The 14,759-nt window shown below is 63.7% G+C and carries 14 protein-coding genes and 1 pseudogene; 3 read left to right on the top strand and 12 right to left on the bottom strand.

Annotated elements, in window-relative coordinates; translation table 11 throughout:
* Positions 1 to 204: 204 nt before the first annotated feature.
* Together MAXJ12_RS13715 and MAXJ12_RS13720 are read right to left on the bottom strand one after the other, a co-directional pair.
* A complete protein-coding gene (locus tag MAXJ12_RS13715; RefSeq protein ID WP_008836491.1) occupies positions 205 to 2,181 on the bottom strand; it encodes a bifunctional 2',3'-cyclic-nucleotide 2'-phosphodiesterase/3'-nucleotidase in 1,977 nt (658 codons plus the stop codon).
* Positions 2,182 to 2,306: 125 nt separating this feature from the next.
* A pseudogene (locus tag MAXJ12_RS13720) lies at positions 2,307 to 3,591 on the bottom strand (NAD(P)/FAD-dependent oxidoreductase).
* A 198-nt stretch (positions 3,592 to 3,789) separates the two neighbouring features.
* Here MAXJ12_RS13720 and MAXJ12_RS13725 point away from each other — a divergent pair.
* Positions 3,790 to 4,452, top strand: coding sequence for a 5-formyltetrahydrofolate cyclo-ligase (locus MAXJ12_RS13725; protein ID WP_008836492.1), 663 nt, complete (start codon positions 3,790 to 3,792; stop codon positions 4,450 to 4,452).
* 3 nt (positions 4,453 to 4,455) lie between these two features.
* Here the strand turns inward: MAXJ12_RS13725 and MAXJ12_RS13730 are convergent, their stop codons facing one another.
* Both MAXJ12_RS13730 and MAXJ12_RS13735 read right to left on the bottom strand, forming a co-directional pair.
* On the bottom strand, positions 4,456 to 5,028 hold the full coding sequence (locus MAXJ12_RS13730) for an HdeD family acid-resistance protein (RefSeq protein ID WP_008836493.1): 573 nt from the start codon (positions 5,026 to 5,028) through the stop codon (positions 4,456 to 4,458).
* A 107-nt stretch (positions 5,029 to 5,135) separates the two neighbouring features.
* Positions 5,136 to 5,609 carry an Lrp/AsnC family transcriptional regulator gene (locus tag MAXJ12_RS13735; protein WP_008836494.1) on the bottom strand — a complete coding sequence of 158 codons (474 nt, stop codon included), beginning with the start codon at positions 5,607 to 5,609 and terminating at the stop codon, positions 5,136 to 5,138.
* Positions 5,610 to 5,755: 146 nt separating this feature from the next.
* Between MAXJ12_RS13735 and ald the strand changes: the two genes are divergently transcribed.
* On the top strand, positions 5,756 to 6,871 hold the full coding sequence (gene ald, locus MAXJ12_RS13740) for an alanine dehydrogenase (RefSeq protein WP_008836495.1): 1,116 nt from the start codon (positions 5,756 to 5,758) through the stop codon (positions 6,869 to 6,871).
* Positions 6,872 to 6,970: 99 nt separating this feature from the next.
* Here ald and MAXJ12_RS36765 read toward each other — a convergent pair whose 3' ends face one another.
* The 7 genes from MAXJ12_RS36765 to MAXJ12_RS13770 form a co-directional block, all read right to left on the bottom strand.
* The gene (locus MAXJ12_RS36765) at positions 6,971 to 7,162 is read right to left on the bottom strand and encodes a hypothetical protein (protein ID WP_139043891.1); all 192 of its coding nucleotides are present in this window, start codon (positions 7,160 to 7,162) and stop codon (positions 6,971 to 6,973) included.
* A gap of 237 nt (positions 7,163 to 7,399) precedes the next feature.
* Positions 7,400 to 7,870 (bottom strand): DUF1203 domain-containing protein, encoded by a 471-nt coding sequence (locus MAXJ12_RS13745; RefSeq protein WP_008836497.1) that lies wholly within the window; start codon positions 7,868 to 7,870, stop codon positions 7,400 to 7,402.
* Positions 7,871 to 7,962: 92 nt separating this feature from the next.
* Complete coding sequence (locus MAXJ12_RS13750; RefSeq protein WP_008836498.1) at positions 7,963 to 8,520, bottom strand: OmpA family protein; 558 nt, start codon at positions 8,518 to 8,520, stop codon at positions 7,963 to 7,965.
* A gap of 111 nt (positions 8,521 to 8,631) precedes the next feature.
* Positions 8,632 to 9,192 (bottom strand): GNAT family N-acetyltransferase, encoded by a 561-nt coding sequence (locus tag MAXJ12_RS13755; protein WP_008836499.1) that lies wholly within the window; start codon positions 9,190 to 9,192, stop codon positions 8,632 to 8,634.
* A 4-nt stretch (positions 9,193 to 9,196) separates the two neighbouring features.
* Positions 9,197 to 10,048, bottom strand: coding sequence for a 3-mercaptopyruvate sulfurtransferase (gene sseA / locus MAXJ12_RS13760; protein ID WP_008836500.1), 852 nt, complete (start codon positions 10,046 to 10,048; stop codon positions 9,197 to 9,199).
* A 59-nt stretch (positions 10,049 to 10,107) separates the two neighbouring features.
* Complete coding sequence (locus MAXJ12_RS13765) at positions 10,108 to 10,851, bottom strand: alanyl-tRNA editing protein (protein ID WP_008836501.1); 744 nt, start codon at positions 10,849 to 10,851, stop codon at positions 10,108 to 10,110.
* On the bottom strand, positions 10,851 to 11,885 hold the full coding sequence (locus MAXJ12_RS13770; RefSeq protein ID WP_008836502.1) for a cysteine synthase A: 1,035 nt from the start codon (positions 11,883 to 11,885) through the stop codon (positions 10,851 to 10,853). Before MAXJ12_RS13770 ends, MAXJ12_RS13765 begins: the two co-directional genes overlap by 1 nt.
* 295 nt (positions 11,886 to 12,180) lie before the next feature.
* On the opposite strand from MAXJ12_RS13770, the gene MAXJ12_RS13775 reads away from it, so the two are divergent.
* Entirely contained in the window at positions 12,181 to 12,999 is an 819-nt protein-coding gene (locus tag MAXJ12_RS13775; protein WP_040586277.1) for an SDR family NAD(P)-dependent oxidoreductase, read from the top strand.
* A 484-nt stretch (positions 13,000 to 13,483) separates the two neighbouring features.
* Here MAXJ12_RS13775 and MAXJ12_RS13785 read toward each other — a convergent pair.
* A partial coding sequence (locus MAXJ12_RS13785) for a molybdopterin oxidoreductase family protein (protein ID WP_008836505.1) occupies positions 13,484 to 14,759 on the bottom strand: 1,276 nt, incomplete at its 5' end.

The raw sequence follows: 14,759 nt of genomic DNA on the forward strand, positions 1-14,759 counted from the left end.
GTTGGCTATTGATTAACGTATAACCACAGAGATATGAATCAGTCAAGCGTGGCCGCAAACTTTGACGATAAGGGTAGCCGGACTACCCTTATCGAGGCGTTTCGCGGCTCCGCCCGTTATGATGTAGGTTCAGACTCTGGCTTTTGCCTTGGAAAGGCGGCTCGCCATGGCGGACCGCCTTTCCAGGTCGCTGGTGGACCTACTCTACAACGTGATCCGATATTTCGAGAACCCTTCCGCCCCCTCGCCTGCCGGCTCGATCTTCACGCTCTTCACATCCGCGATGAAATCCTTCGCCTTGGGTCCGGTCTCGAAGATCACCGACGTGCCTTCCATCGGCGCGAACGACCAGTTTGCGTCGGCGGATGGATTGATCGTGCCCTGCTCGACGATGTAGCGAACGATCACGTCGCGGTTGGTATCCGGCGCTTCAAAGATCAGCTTGGAGGCGTTGATCTCCGGGAAATTGCCGCCGCCGCCGGCACGGTAATTGTTGGAGGCGACAACGAATTTCTGAGCCGGATCAATCGGTTTGCCGTCGAACATCAGGTCGACGATGCGGTTGGAGCTGGCATTGAGCATCGCCCCCTTGGAATCGTATTTGGGCGGCTGGCCAAGGTCGATCTTGTAGGTGACGCCGTCGATCACGTCGAAATTGTAGGACGGAAAATCCGGATTGATCAGCGGCTGGTCGGCCTTGCCCGGCTCGATGGCATTGAAGATGCCGGCCGACATTTCCAGCCATTCCTTGACCTGCGCGCCGGTGATCGCCACCGCCTGCACCGTGTTGGGATAGAGGTAGAGGTCGGCGACGTTCTTGATCGCCACGGCTCCAGCCGGCACGTCGGTATAGTAATCCGCACCGCCGCGGCCGCCCGACTTGAAGGGCGCGGCCGCCGAAAGCACCGGCAGGTCCCTGTGCTCGGTGTCCTTCAGCATGTCCTTGATGTACCAGACCTGCGCCTGGCTGACGATCTGCACGGACGGATCATCCGCCACCAGCGCGAAATAGGAGTGCAGCGGCGCGGAGGTCTTGCCGACAGGCGTGCGGACATATTTCAGCGTCGCCTCGTGGTCGTCCTTGACCGCCGCTTCCACCTCGGCCTTGCTTTCGACCTCGGGCACCACTTTCTTGTCGACACGCTTGGAGATCGGCCGCGCCTCGCTGGTTGAACCGGCTATTTTCCAGGCATTGCCGTCGCGCTCGAGCATCAGGTCGATCAGGCCGAGATGCGAGCCCCAGAAGCCGCCCATCACGCCCGGCTTGCCGCCGATCGTGCCCTTGGCATTGTCGAGACCTTCGACGCCGTCGAACTTGGTTCCGGGGAAGTCGAGATGGCTGTGCCCCGTCACGATCGCGTCGATCCCGTCGACGCCGGCAAGCAGCAGCGAGGCGTTTTCGAGATTCTCGGCATATTGCGCCGGCCCGATGCCGGAGTGCGACAGCGCGATGATGAGTTCGGCGCCCTCTTCCTTCATCTGCGGCACCCAGGCCTCGGCCGCCTTGACGATGTCGCGCGTCATGGCCTTGCCCTGCAAATGGCGCGAATCCCAGGTCATGATCTGCGGCGGCACGAAGCCGATCAGGCCGATGCGGATCGGATGCTCCGCGCCGGCGCCGTCCTTGATCTTCTTGTCGAGGATCACATAGGGCTTCAGGAACAGTTCGTCCTTGGTGGCGTCGGCGGCGAGCTGGCCCTTGGTGAGATTGGCGCAGACGAACGGGAAGTTCGCGCCGTTGAGCACCTTGAACAGGAAATCGAGCCCGTAATTGAACTCGTGATTGCCCATGGTCGAGCAATCGTAGCCCAGCGTGTTCATCGCCTTGATGATCGGATGAACGTCGCCCTCCTTCATGCCGCGCTCATAGGCGATGTAGTCGCCCATCGGGTTGCCCTGCAGGAAATCGCCATTGTCGACGAGGATCGAATTGGTGGCCTCGGCGCGGATGGCGTCGATGATGGAGGCCGTGCGCGCCACACCCATCGTGTCGTTCGGTTTGTCGGCGTAGTAATCGTAGGGGAAGACGTGAACGTGCAGGTCCGTCGTCTCCATGATCCGCAGATGCGCCTGGTTTGCCTCAGCGCGCGCCGAAAACGGGTGCAGCATCACCAGCGCGCCACTGGCGGCGGTCCCCGCCAGAAAGGAGCGGCGCGAAATCGGGTGAAGCATCTGGGACATTGCGTTCTCCTCCTGGAACTGAAGCTCGAAAAAAATCGACGCCGAAACAATGAGTTTCGCGCCGAACTTTTCGCAAGTCCAGCAGGATCGGGTGACAGGCTGATGACTACCGCAAGAATTTGCCGTCACCCCACCCGGGGTGGATCGGCCTCGTCATCGCCGCTCTGCGGCCCCTGCGTGATCAGCCGGGCGCTGCGCTGCCCGGTCGAATAGATCCATAGCCAGCTCAGTGAAACCGTCAGCCGGTTCCTGAGGCCGATCAGGAAATAGATGTGCGCGAAGCCCCATATCCACCAAGCGATCCAGCCGGTGAGCTTCATCCGGCCGAAATCGATGACGGCGGCACGCTTGCCGATCGTCGCGAGGTCGCCATCGTGCTTGTAGGCGAACGGTCGCGGCGAGGCGTCTCCCGCGAGGCGCTTGCGGACGGTTTCCGCGACGTGCCTGCCCTGTTGCTTGGCAGCCGGCGCCACGCCCGGCACAAGCCTGCCGTCGGTCCACTCGACATGGGCGGTGTCGCCGACGGCGAAGATCTCGGGATGTCCGGGCACCGTCAGGTCGGGCTCGACGATGATCCGGCCGACGCGATCGGCGGCAACGCCCAGCCATTCGGCCGCCGGCGAGGCAGCCACGCCCGCCGCCCAGATGATCGTCTTTGCCGGCAGATTCTCGCCGCCGTACACGACGGCCTCGGCATTGCATTCCGAAACCGGCCGGCCAAGTTCGACCGTTACGCCCAGCCGTTGCAGCGCATCCTTCGCGTAGGTGGAGAGTTCCGGCTTGAAACCGGCAGCAGACGCTCGCCGGCCTCGACCAGCACGACCCGTGCGTCGCGCGTATCGATGTTGCGGAACTCGCCCTTCAGCGTATCGTGCGCCAGCTCGGCGATCGTACCGGCCAATTCCACGCCGGTAGGCCCTCCGCCGATGATGACGAGCGTCATCAGTGCGCGGCGCTTTTCGGGATCGGTCTCACGCTCGGCCTGTTCGAAACCGAGCAGGATGCGCCGGCGGATCGTGGTCGCATCCTCCAGCGTCTTCAGGCCCGGCGCGAAAGGTTCCCACTCGTCATGGCCGAAATAGGCGTGCCGCGCGCCCGTCGCCAGCACCAGCGTGTCGTAGGAGATGGCATCCCCGCCTTCCAGCAGGACGCGCTTCGCCGCGGCATCGACGCCGACGACCGTACCCAGCAGCGTCGTCACCTCCTTGCGCCTGCGCAGGAGGTACCGCACCGGCCAGGCGATTTCGGATGTCGCGAGCGAGGTGGTGGCGACCTGGTAGAGCAGCGGCTGGAAAAGATGGTGATTGCGCCGGTCTATGATCGTGACACGGACCGCCGCGCCGGCCAGAGCACGCGTGATTCCAGACCGCCGAAACCGGCGCCGACGACAACGACATGGTGCATGGTCATGCTTTGCAAATTCGAAGGCGGTGCCAGCTCGATGATGGTGCGTAGCGCCATCCGGCACAACCCCGCACCCGCAACCGCGACAATGAGAGGCAGCCGCATCCTCCCTTGTCATTCGCACATGGTCGTCCCATGTCGCGAATACACATGCCGCTCGCCGATGCCGGGTCTAGCTTCGAGAGCAAACGAACGAGGTGATCGATGGACCATGATCCCGACGACAAGGGCCCGGCGCAATACGCCTCCCCGCCCTGTTTCCTGCACGAACTGCAGCCTGGCTACAGCGCAGGCCATGCCGATCCGGTCGTCTGGGCGGATGTCGCGCGCTGGCGCAAGGCGGAGCGGGCGCGCCTGATCGAGGCCCGGCTGGCGATCCCGGCGGAAATCCGCGCGGAGATGGCGGTAAAGATCGCTGAAGGGCTGGATGCCGAGATCGGCAATGTGGGCGGAAAGACGGTCAGCCTCTACTGGCCGTTTCGCGGCGAGCCGGATTTAAGGCCTTGGTTGGCCTCTATCGTCGAGCGTGGCGGCAGCGCCGCCCTGCCGGTCGTCATCGAGAAGGCGCATCCGCTGGTCTTCCGCGCCTACCGGCCGGGCGACCGGCTGGAAAAGGGCGTCTGGAACATCCCCATCCCGGCCGAAGGGGAAAGCGTCATCCCCGACGTGGTGATCTCGCCGCTGGTCGGCGTCGATCCGGCCAATTACCGCCTGGGTTATGGCGGAGGCTTTTTCGACCGCACGCTCGCAGCGCTGCCGAAAAAGCCGCTGGTCATCGGAGTGGGTTACGACACGCAGCGGATAGCTACGATCTATCCGCAGCTGCACGACATTCCGATGGACCGGATCGTCACCGCATCCGCGTAAGTTCTAGTGGACGCCGCGCTTCAGGCCGAAACCGAACGCCACCAATGCGGCGCCCTGCATCGTCAGGTCGATCGCCAGCACGAGGCCGAGCACCCAGAGCGTGTTGAAGGGCCAGCCAATGGCCAGCACGATACCTGCAAGCAGCGTGATCAGGCCTGAGAACACGACCCAGCCCCATCCCTGTTCAGGACGCGACTGGAAGCCGACCCAGAACCGCAAGATGCCGGCCACGATCAGCGTTGCCGCCAGGATCAGCGTCAGCACCGATGCCGCAAGCAGCGGATTGTAGAAGGCGAGGAAGCCGCCGACCGCATAGACAAGGCCGCTCAGCAACCACAGCGCGAACGAGCCCCAGGTGCGTACGCCGAAAGCATGGATAACCTCGGCGATGCCCGCCGCCATCATCATCACGCCGACAAAGAAGACGGACGCAACGGTCGCCACCAGAATATTCGAAAGCGCAACAAAGCCCAATACAAGCAGCCCCACGCCGAGGAGCATGAAAAGCCACCATTTCGAGCGCAGTTCGGCAGCGCCCGAGCCCATAGTTTCGGAAGGGTCGATTGCATGTGTCATGGAAAGTCTCCTGTAGCCGCCAACAGTCGAACTTGGTCCGGCTATATTGGTACGCTCAATTACAGGTTGGCGCAATTGCAACCGCTTGGCGGCCGCGGGGCTGACTCTCAAGCCATCTCGGGCTTCATGCCCATCGCCGTGCGGTCGATGATCTCGCGCAGCGCGAAGGACGAGTTGATCTTGGTCACATGCGGCATGGCCGAGAGCCATTCCTTGTGGATGCGCTCGTAATCGGCGAGGTCGCGGGCGGCGATGCGCAGGATGTAATCGTACTCGCCCGACATCAAGTGACACGACAGGATGTTCGGGCAACGCTTTATGGCGGCTTCGAAATCCGACAGCGTCTTTTCGAACTGCCCGGACAGCGAAATGTGCACGATCGCGGTCAGTTGATGCCCGAGCGCGGCGTTGGAAAGCCGGGCGTGATATCCGCGGATGACGCCGCTTTTCTCGAGATTGTCGAGGCGGCGCGAACAGGCTGACTGCGACAGCCCGACCTTTTCGGCGAGCGCCGCATTGGGGATGCGGCCGTCCTTCTGCAGCGAGTCGAGAATGGCGATATCGATCCTGTCGAGCGACATTGTTCGTATTTCCTTCGAACGGAATAGATTTTGGCGCAAGGAATAGCGATTATCGCCACTCGCGACAACCAGATTCGCAAACACTTGCGGCGCTATTTATGGTTTTATGGTCCACCCCGTAAAATCAGAAATTCGAGGAGGAACGGATGCGCGTCGGTTGTCCAAAGGAAATCAAGAATAACGAGTACCGCGTCGGCCTGACGCCGGGCGCGGTGCGCGAATATTCCGCGCATGGCCACGAGGTTCTGGTCGAGACCGGCGCAGGCGCAGGCATCGGCGCGGATGACAATGCCTATCGCGCCGCGGGCGCGGTGATCGCCAAGACCGCCGCCGACGTGTTCGCCAAGTCGGACATGATCGTCAAGGTCAAGGAGCCGCAGCCCAGCGAATGGGTGCAACTGCGCGAAGGCCAGATCCTCTACACCTATCTTCACCTCGCGCCGGATCCGGAGCAGACCAAGGGTTTGCTCGCCTCGGGCGTCACCGCAATCGCCTACGAGACCGTGACCGACGACCGCGGCGGGCTGCCGCTGCTGGCCCCGATGTCGGAAGTCGCCGGCCGTCTGTCGATCCAGGCCGGCGCGACCGCGCTGCAGAAGGCCAATGGCGGCCGCGGCGTTCTGCTCGGCGGCGTGCCCGGCGTCCTGCCCGGCAAGGTTGCCGTCATCGGCGGCGGCGTGGTCGGCCTGCATGCGGCCAAAATGGCCGTCGGCCTCGGCGCCGATGTGACCATCCTCGACCGCTCGATCCCGCGCCTGCGCCAGCTCGACGACATTTTCAACGGCCGCGTCCACACCCGCTATTCGACCGTCGAGGCGCTGGAAGAGGAGTGCTTCTCGGCCGACGTTGTCGTCGGCGCGGTGCTCATCCCGGGTGCGGCCGCTCCCAAGCTGGTGACGCGCGAAATGCTGTCGGGCATGCAGAAGGGCGCGGTGCTGGTCGATGTCGCGATCGACCAGGGCGGCTGCTTCGAGACCTCGCACGCCACCACCCACGCCGACCCCACCTACGAGGTCGACGGCATCATCCATTATTGCGTCGCCAACATGCCGGGCGCCGTGCCGGTCACCTCGGCGCATGCGCTCAACAATGCGACGCTTCACTACGGCCTGCAGCTCGCCAATAAGGGCATCAAGGCGATCCTGGACGACCACCATCTGCGCAACGGCCTCAACGTCCACAAGGGCAGGATCACCAACCGTGCCGTGGCCGAAGCGCTTGGCTACGACATGGCGGAGCCGAAGACGGTTCTCGCTGCCTGATATTTCCAGGCCAGAAAGTTTCCTCCAGCCTCGCCCGCCGGTCATCCGGCGGGCTTTTTTGTGAGGCCTGCCGCCTCAGGACCTGGATCGCTGAAGGACTTACCGAATGCGGCGCGAGACATAGCCGGTACGGTCATCGGTGACCATCTCGGAGTTCGGGCTCTGCCTGGTTTCCAGAGGAGCGCTCGGGCCGGTCGAAGATGTTGCCATCGTGTCGTAGCCCGAAGTGGAGCAGCCTGACACGAAAACCGCCGTCAGGACCGCCAATGGAAGCAGACGTAATTTTTGCACTTCGATTCTCCTTGCCATAGGAACACGCCCCGCCGCCCAAGCAAGATTCAGGTCTGTCCTAGCGGCAGAAGTGCCGGCTAGGACAAAATGCCCGGCCTGAACCTTCTTGCAACCAGAGCTAGTTGCGCCGCAGCCGACTGCCAATCACGGTTTCGCGACTGGAAGGGCCGCCGCAAGGCCTCGGACGGGGACTGCGCAGGACTTGGACGCAGGTGCGCCGACGGCGCGGCAGGCGCTTCAGGAGCGCTCGATCCGGCACTGATAGCAATTGTTGCGGGCCGAGCGCATGTGCACATAGGCGATGTCCGGCCGCTGCAGCAATTCGTGCGACCGGCCGCAGATCATGTGTGTCGGCACCACTCCGCCGCTGCCGTAGACGATGCGGTCGTCACTGCCATACCCGCGCAGGATGTAGTCCGGCGTCGCCCGGAACATCGAGGGAATGACGTCCGTTTCCGGCGCACGCTCGCATTCCTCGGCGCACAGGAAGATCGGTCCGGTCTCGGCATAGGGCTGCAGTTCCGGAAACGGGCGGTAGGCGAGGATCAGATAGTCCTTGCCGGCCGCCACAGTCTTCAGGCAGTGCCGGCAGGGCACGCCGTCGCCGTCAGAGACACGTCGTTCCGGAACCATGCCGTAGGCGTCTGGCCCGCCCCTCTGCAGCGCGCGGACATCTTCGGTGGGCAAAGCGACATAGCGCAAAAGCATGACTCATCTCCATCGCAGGCGAAACCTGCGACGGAGATACGGTTTTGGGAGCATGCCGGCCACCCGATTCCTGCCGGCGGAAGCGCAGCAGGTTACCGGAGAAAATCCTCGACGCGGCGCAGGGTAACGCGGCGGTTGCGCCAGTTCTCGTTCTGCGTCGGCACCAGCAGGAAGTCCTCGCCATAGCCGACCGTCTCCAGCGCATGGCGCGGCACACCGAACTCGCGCACCAGCGTCTGCCTCAGGGACGCGGCGCGGCGCTCCGACAGGACGAGATTCGAGTAATCGGAGCCGACTGCATCGGTATGGCCTTCGATCAGGATGCGTGTGTCCGGCCGGCGGCGCAGCAGACGCTCGACCGCTGTCGCGATATTTTCCACCTTGCCGTATTGCGAATAGGGAATCTCGGCCGAGCCGAAAGCGAAGTTGATCGACTGTATATCGATGGAAGGGGCCATGCGGCGCAGTTCGGGCCGCTGCTTGAACTCGCGCACCGTGACGCGCTTGTTGGGCGCGATCTTGACCCGCGGCGCGGCCTCCAGCTTGCGCTCTATCTGCGATGCCGACGGCATCGCATCCTGCGCAGAGCCAACGGTGGGCAACGCCAGCAAAGCCAGAGCGGCGGCGGCGAAACGGCGGCGGTTCGGCATTCTCGTCTCCTTCAGGCGGCCATTATGGCCGATCACAGCTCCGAAGATGACGCAGGCAACCTGAAGCAGCGGTGAACGCGCGGTTCACAGGCGGTTGCCGGATTTCTTCCGTTATCGCATCACGCTTTGCGCGCGTTCCTCGAACGACATCGGCCGTACATTCTCCTTCTTCTGGCCGACCGGCGAAAAGCCGAGCTTCTGGTACAGCGGCAGCGCCGCGGGATGGTCGAGCGTGCAGGTCTGCACCGTCACCCTCTGCGGCTTGTACGTCCATGCCGTGTCGATGGCCGCCCCCAGGAACCAGCGGCCGAGCCCCTGCCCCATCGCGTGCTCCATCATGCCGAAATAGGCGAGTTCCACCTCCTGCGGCAGATGCGGCTTCAGGTCGAAGAAGCCGGCCGGGGAGCCGTCAAGATAAAGCACCCTGATGTCGCGGTCCTCGCGGTGCAGGCCGGCCGCGAGTTCCTCGTCGTCGAGCCGGAGAACGTTGACCCAGTGCCATTTCCGCCCGACCCGGTCCATCAGGTAGCGATAGAAATGCAGCGGGATGTTTCGGGCCCTGAGCAGCGCGATCTGCCGGTTTGCCGGCAGCGGCGGGCTGAAGGCCGGCGGCCGGTTCATTTCGAGGAAGGTCACCGTGACCGGAATGGTCTGCGCAGCCTCGCTGTCCATAAGCTCAATCCTTGCCGGTCTCGACCGGCGTGTCGCTGCGCCCGCCCCATTCGGTCCACGACCCGTCATAGAGCTTGTTGTCGGTATGCCCGACCGATTCCAGCGCCAGCGTGATCGCCGCCGCGGTGATGCCCGAACCGCAGGAGGTCACCACCGGCTTCGACAGGTCGATGCCGGCATCCTCAAGAACTTCCTTCAACCGATTGACAGGCAACAGCTTTCCGTTTTCCGAAAGGGCTAGCGCCGGCACGCTTTTTGCGTCCGGCATGTGGCCGGACCGCACGCCAGCGCGCGGTTCCGGCTCGACGCCCTGAAAGCGCCCGGCCGGCCGGGCGTCGGCTATCTGGCTTTCGCCGGTCTTGACGATGCGGCGCATGTCGGCGAGGTCTGCGACGCGCTCTTCGTCAAAATTCGCGAAGAACACGCAGGGCGCGATCTTGGTCCGCTCGGCTGTGACGGGCCTGCCTTCCGTCTTCCAGCCGTCGAAACCGCCATCCAGCACATAGACCTGGAAAACGCCCATGACCCTGAACATCCACCAGACGCGCGGCGCGGAGAACATGCCCGGACCGTCATAGACGACGATGGTGTCGTCTGCCGAGATGCCCATCGAGCCGACATGCTGGGCAAAGATCTCCGGCCGTGGCAGCGTGTGAGGCAGCGGCGAATCCGGATCCACGAGCACATCCTGGTCGAAAAAGATCGCACCTGGAATATGCGCTGCGTCATATTCGGCCTTGGCGTTTCGCTTCTGCGCCGGCAGATACCAGGAGGCGTCGACGATCGACAGGCCGGGCGTGCCGAGCCTCTGCTCCAGCCAATCAGCGTCGATGACAAAAGGGCTGGTTTCCGGCATTGGTTCGCTCCTGTTCGCGCATCTTACATATCGCTGCGCGCGCAAAACTCAAACCGCGCTCACTGCGCGGGCATCGGCCCGAAGCGGATGCGGAAGCGGCGGTTTTCGCGGCCCTTCTTCTCGATCTTGCCGATGTGGATCTCGCCGACCTCGCCTGTCGAGCGCACATGCGTGCCGCCGCAGGGCTGGCTGTCGATGACGGCATTCTCGCCTATGCAGACCAGGCGGATCTTTCCGGTCCCGTTGGGCGGGCGCACATTCTTCGATTTGACCAGGCCCGGATTGGCGGCGAGCTCCTCATCGGTGATCAGCCGCGTGAACACGGGATGGTCGGCGGCGACCAGTTCCATCAGCCGCTTCGTCACCTCCTCCTTGGTGAAGCTCGAATCGGGAATGTCGAAATCGATGCGGCTGTCGTCCTCGCCGACCGACGCCCCGGTGATCGGGAACGGGCAGACGACGGTCAGGAGATGGCAGGCCGTGTGCATGCGCATCAGGAGATGCCGGCGCGGCCAGTCGAGGGTGAGCCCGACTTCGTCGCCGGCCTGCGGAACGGCCTGGCCAAGCGCCGGCACATGGATGATCTCGTCCTTCGTCTCGCCGGTAATGGTCGCCGCGATCGCGATGGCATCGCCGCCGTTCAGGCGAAGCAGGCCGGTGTCGCCCGGCTGCCCGCCCGAAGTAGCGTAGAAAATCGTCCGGTCGAGGATGATGCCGCCGCGATCATTCACCGCAACGACTTTCGCGGCGGCTTCGCCGAGATAGGCGTCGTCCCTGAACAGGGCTTGCGTCACATGCGCCATCACGTCACCGCTTCGAACGGCACCGGGATCTGCGGCGTAGCGTCCATCCATTCGGGCACCGGCAGGTTCTTCGTGCGCAGGAATTCGGGATTGAACAGCTTCGACTGGTAGCGGGTGCCGTAGTCGGCGAGGATGGTGACGATGGTGTGGCCCGGCCCGAGTTCCCGCGCCAGCCTTATCGCGCCGGCAATGTTGATGCCGGTCGAGCCGCCCAGGCAGAGCCCCTCCTCCTGGACCAGATCGAAAACGATCGGCAGCGCTTCCTCGTCCGGCACCTGGAACGAGAAATCGGGCGAAAAGCTCTCGAGATTGGCGGTGATGCGGCCCTGGCCGATACCCTCGGTGATCGAGCTTCCCTCGGCCTTCAGCACGCCCTCGGTATAGAAGCTGTAGAGTGCGGCCCCCAGCGGATCGGCGAGCGCGATCTTCACGCCGCTCTTCCTGTCCTTCAGGCCGATTGCGACGCCGGCCAGCGTGCCGCCGGTGCCGACTGCCGAAACGAAGCCGTCGACCTTGCCGCCGGTCTGCTCCCAGATTTCCCGCGCCGTGGTGCGGGTATGGCCGTCGCGGTTGGCGATATTGTCGAACTGGTTGGCCCAGATCGCCCCGTTCGGCTCGGTCCTGGCAAGCTGCTCGGCCAGCCGCCCAGACACTTTCACGTAGTTGTTCGGGTTCTTGTAGGGCACCGCCGGCACTTCGATCAGCTCCGCGCCGAGCACCCTCAGCGCGTCCTTCTTTTCCTGGCTCTGCGTGTCGGGAATGACGATCACCGTGCGATAGCCGAGCGCCTTGGCGACCACGGTCAGGCCGATGCCGGTGTTGCCGGCCGTGCCTTCGACGATGACGCCGCCGGGCCGCAGCAGCCCCTTTTCCTCGGCGTCGCGGATGATGAACAGGCCGGCGCGATCCTTGACCGACTGGCCCGGATTCATGAACTCGGCCTTGCCAAGGATCTCGCATCCGGTCTCTTCCGAGGCGCGCTTGAGGCGGATCAGCGGCGTATTGCCGATGGCGTCGATCACCGAACGATACATGGGAATTTTCCTTGTGCGATTGCCGTCGAACCCTAGAAATGTGGCGCGGGCGTTTCAAGGCAGGAAATTGCCTGGACCCTCCGCAATTTCGGCCTGGCGTCCTTTGCCTGGGCTTAAAACTAGTTCGATTGTTTGCCGGCGACACGAACACCACAGCGATTTGCCTGTCTTCGCCACCCGCATTGCGCGCGCTTTCCCCATGGCAGAGCGCGACGCAGTGTCCGGATTCCACACTTTTCTTTCCCGCCCGTGGCGGTTAGGTATCATCCCGATGCGGTCGACGGAATCTTGAAGCATGGCATTGTACAGGGCTGCCCCTGCAGACGGCGTGGCGTGGGTCACTGGCGCCAGCACGGGCATCGGACGCTCACTGGCGCGTGACCTGGCCGCCGAGGGCTATACGGTCGCAGTGACCGCGCGTGACGAGGAGAGGCTCGCCACGCTCGTTCAGGAGACAGCCGGCCTGCCCGGCCGCATTGTGTCTTTCCCTTGCGACGTGACCGACGAAGCCGCCATGGACAAGACCGTCACGGCGATCGAGCGGGAAGCCGGCGCGATCGTGCTGGCGGTCTTCAACGCCGGCGGCTATTTCCCGACACGCGGCGAACGCCTCGACGTTCTCAACATACTGAAGACCTACGAGATCAACTTCTTCGGCGTCATCTACGGCATGGTGCCCGTGGTCGACCGCATGCGCGCCCGCGGCCGCGGCCACGTCGTGCTGGTCGGCTCGGCCTCGTCCTATTTCGGCTGGCCGTCGGCGGCATCCTACGGCTCGTCAAAGGCTGCGCTGAACAATTTCGCCGAAGCGATCAAGCACGATTTCGACAAGATCAACATCCGCCTGCAGATCATGAACCTTGGATTCGTCGCCACGCCGCTGACGGAGCGTGCGCAGTTCAAGATGCCCGCGCTGATGAAGGTCGAGGACTGCTCGAGGCGGATGGCGAAAGCAATCAGGAGCGGCGGCTTCGAGCCCAATTTCCCGCACAGGCTAACCTGGGTGCTGAAACTAGTGCGGATTCTGCCCTTTCGCCTGCGCTATCCGCTGATCCATTGGGTGGCCCGCTGGGAGAAGCGTCCCCTGGCCCCCGCCCGCCGGCGCAAGGCTTAGCTTGCTGCTGGGCTGACACCCCACCTCCTGCTTCAGATCACCAGGGCCCTAAGGCCGATCGCCGGAAACTTGGCGGCGTTGAGGAAACGGCAGGATCTTTGCCGCGTTTCGGCGCGAACATTCCTCCGCGATCATCGCTTCAATCAGAAGGCCCAGCGCTTCTCGCGACTGGACGCTCAGCCGATCATTGCCTTGAAGCAGGTCGAATGCGCGCTCAAGACATTGGCGCGCGCCAGAAAAATCCGATCGCACGTTTTCCTCCCGGGAGGCGCCCCGCGCAAGACTTGAGCAAAGGCCGGTTTCCTTAAGGAATTGCTGACGGCCGTCGTCGGATTTTATGCATCTGCCGGATTTTTGCTGTGGGCTATGATCAAATTCATTCGATCGATGCGCCAGCCGCACCCTCCACACGTGTCGGATTGTCTCCCCTCAATCCGGAATGCCGGGATCGATCAAGGCCTCGGCGTGTCTGTAATGGGCGCTGTCATTCGGCGGCTTGTTGCCTCGGAGCCGGGGCGATTCGTGCGGCGCAGTATTTGAACTCGGGGATCTTGCCGTAGGGGTCCAGCATCGGGTTGGTGAGTTTGTTGGCCGGACTTTCGTTGAAGCAGAACGGCATGAACACCATGCCGTCGGCGACCTCGCGGTCGGCGCGCAGGATAGCTTCGACCGTCCCGCGCCGCGTCTCCACCGCGATCATGTCGCCCTGGCGCAGGCCGCGCCGCTTGATCTCGTGCGGGTTCATCGCGGCGATGCCATGCGGCTCGATAGCGTCCAGCACGCCCGCCCGGCGCGTCATGGCGCCGGTGTGCCAATGCTCGAGCAGGCGGCCGGTGGTGAGCACCAGCGGGAACTCCGCATCGGGCACCTCGTCGGGCGGCACCAGATCGGCCGGCACGATGCGGCCGCGTCCGTCGGCGGTCGGGAAGCCCGTTTTGAAGATGATCTCGTTGCCGGGCGTGTCGGGGCCGTCGGCCGGATAGATCACCGATTCCTCGCGCTCGATGCGCTCCCAGGAGATGTGCTTGAGCGAAGGCATGACGTTCGCCATTTCCGTATAGACCTCGGAGACGTGGCGATAATTCCAGTTGAGGCCGAGACGCGTGGCCAGTTCGACGATCAGCTCCCAGTCCTGTCGCGCCTCGCCTGGCAGTTCGAGCGCCGGACGGCCGATCTGCACCTGCCGGTTGGTGTTGGTGTAGGTGCCGAGCTTTTCGGCATGGGCGGAGGCCGGCAGCACCACATCGGCGTGCCATGCCGTTTCGGTGAGGAAAATGTCCTGCACGACGAGGTGGTCGAGCATCGCCAGAGCCTCGCGGGCATGGGTCTGGTCCGGATCGGACATGGCCGGGTTCTCGCCCATGATGTACATGCCCTTGATCTCGCCGTCATGGATGGCGTCGATGATCTCGACGACCGTCAGGCCCCGCTTCGGGTCCAGCGTCTGGCCCCAGAAGTTCTCGTACTGGCCGCGAATGTCGATGTTCTCGACCGATTTATAGTCGGGGAAGTACATCGGGATCAGCCCGGCGTCGGACGCGCCCTGCACATTGTTCTGGCCGCGCAGCGGGAGCAGGCCGGTTCCCGGCCGGCCGACATGGCCGGTGATCAGCGCCAGCGCGATTAGGCAGCGCGCATTGTCGGTGCCGTGCGTGTGCTGGGAGATGCCCATGCCCCAGAAGATGATCGACCGCTCGGCGGTGGCGTAGGTGCGCGCGACATCGCGCAGCACCGAGGCCTCGATGCCGCAGATTTCGGCC

The sequence above is a fragment of the Mesorhizobium alhagi CCNWXJ12-2 genome, assembly GCF_000236565.1.
Classification (GTDB): domain Bacteria; phylum Pseudomonadota; class Alphaproteobacteria; order Rhizobiales; family Rhizobiaceae; genus Allomesorhizobium; species Allomesorhizobium alhagi.

What these genes read in the sequence shown, in the direction of transcription:
- MAXJ12_RS13750 (WP_008836498.1), bottom strand. Translation starts at nt 8,520, where the DNA reads ATGCCGAACCGCCGCCGTTTCGCCGCCGCCGCTCTGGCTTTGCTGGCG.
- MAXJ12_RS13775 (WP_040586277.1), top strand. Translation starts at nt 12,181, where the DNA reads ATGGCATTGTACAGGGCTGCCCCTGCAGACGGCGTGGCGTGGGTCACT.
- ald (WP_008836495.1), top strand. Translation starts at nt 5,756, where the DNA reads ATGCGCGTCGGTTGTCCAAAGGAAATCAAGAATAACGAGTACCGCGTC.
- MAXJ12_RS13770 (WP_008836502.1), bottom strand. Translation starts at nt 11,885, where the DNA reads ATGTATCGTTCGGTGATCGACGCCATCGGCAATACGCCGCTGATCCGC.
- MAXJ12_RS13755 (WP_008836499.1), bottom strand. Translation starts at nt 9,192, where the DNA reads ATGGACAGCGAGGCTGCGCAGACCATTCCGGTCACGGTGACCTTCCTC.
- MAXJ12_RS13730 (WP_008836493.1), bottom strand. Translation starts at nt 5,028, where the DNA reads ATGACACATGCAATCGACCCTTCCGAAACTATGGGCTCGGGCGCTGCC.
- MAXJ12_RS13745 (WP_008836497.1), bottom strand. Translation starts at nt 7,870, where the DNA reads ATGCTTTTGCGCTATGTCGCTTTGCCCACCGAAGATGTCCGCGCGCTG.
- MAXJ12_RS13715 (WP_008836491.1), bottom strand. Translation starts at nt 2,181, where the DNA reads ATGTCCCAGATGCTTCACCCGATTTCGCGCCGCTCCTTTCTGGCGGGG.
- MAXJ12_RS13725 (WP_008836492.1), top strand. Translation starts at nt 3,790, where the DNA reads ATGGACCATGATCCCGACGACAAGGGCCCGGCGCAATACGCCTCCCCG.
- MAXJ12_RS13765 (WP_008836501.1), bottom strand. Translation starts at nt 10,851, where the DNA reads ATGGCGCATGTGACGCAAGCCCTGTTCAGGGACGACGCCTATCTCGGC.
- MAXJ12_RS13735 (WP_008836494.1), bottom strand. Translation starts at nt 5,609, where the DNA reads ATGTCGCTCGACAGGATCGATATCGCCATTCTCGACTCGCTGCAGAAG.
- sseA (WP_008836500.1), bottom strand. Translation starts at nt 10,048, where the DNA reads ATGCCGGAAACCAGCCCTTTTGTCATCGACGCTGATTGGCTGGAGCAG.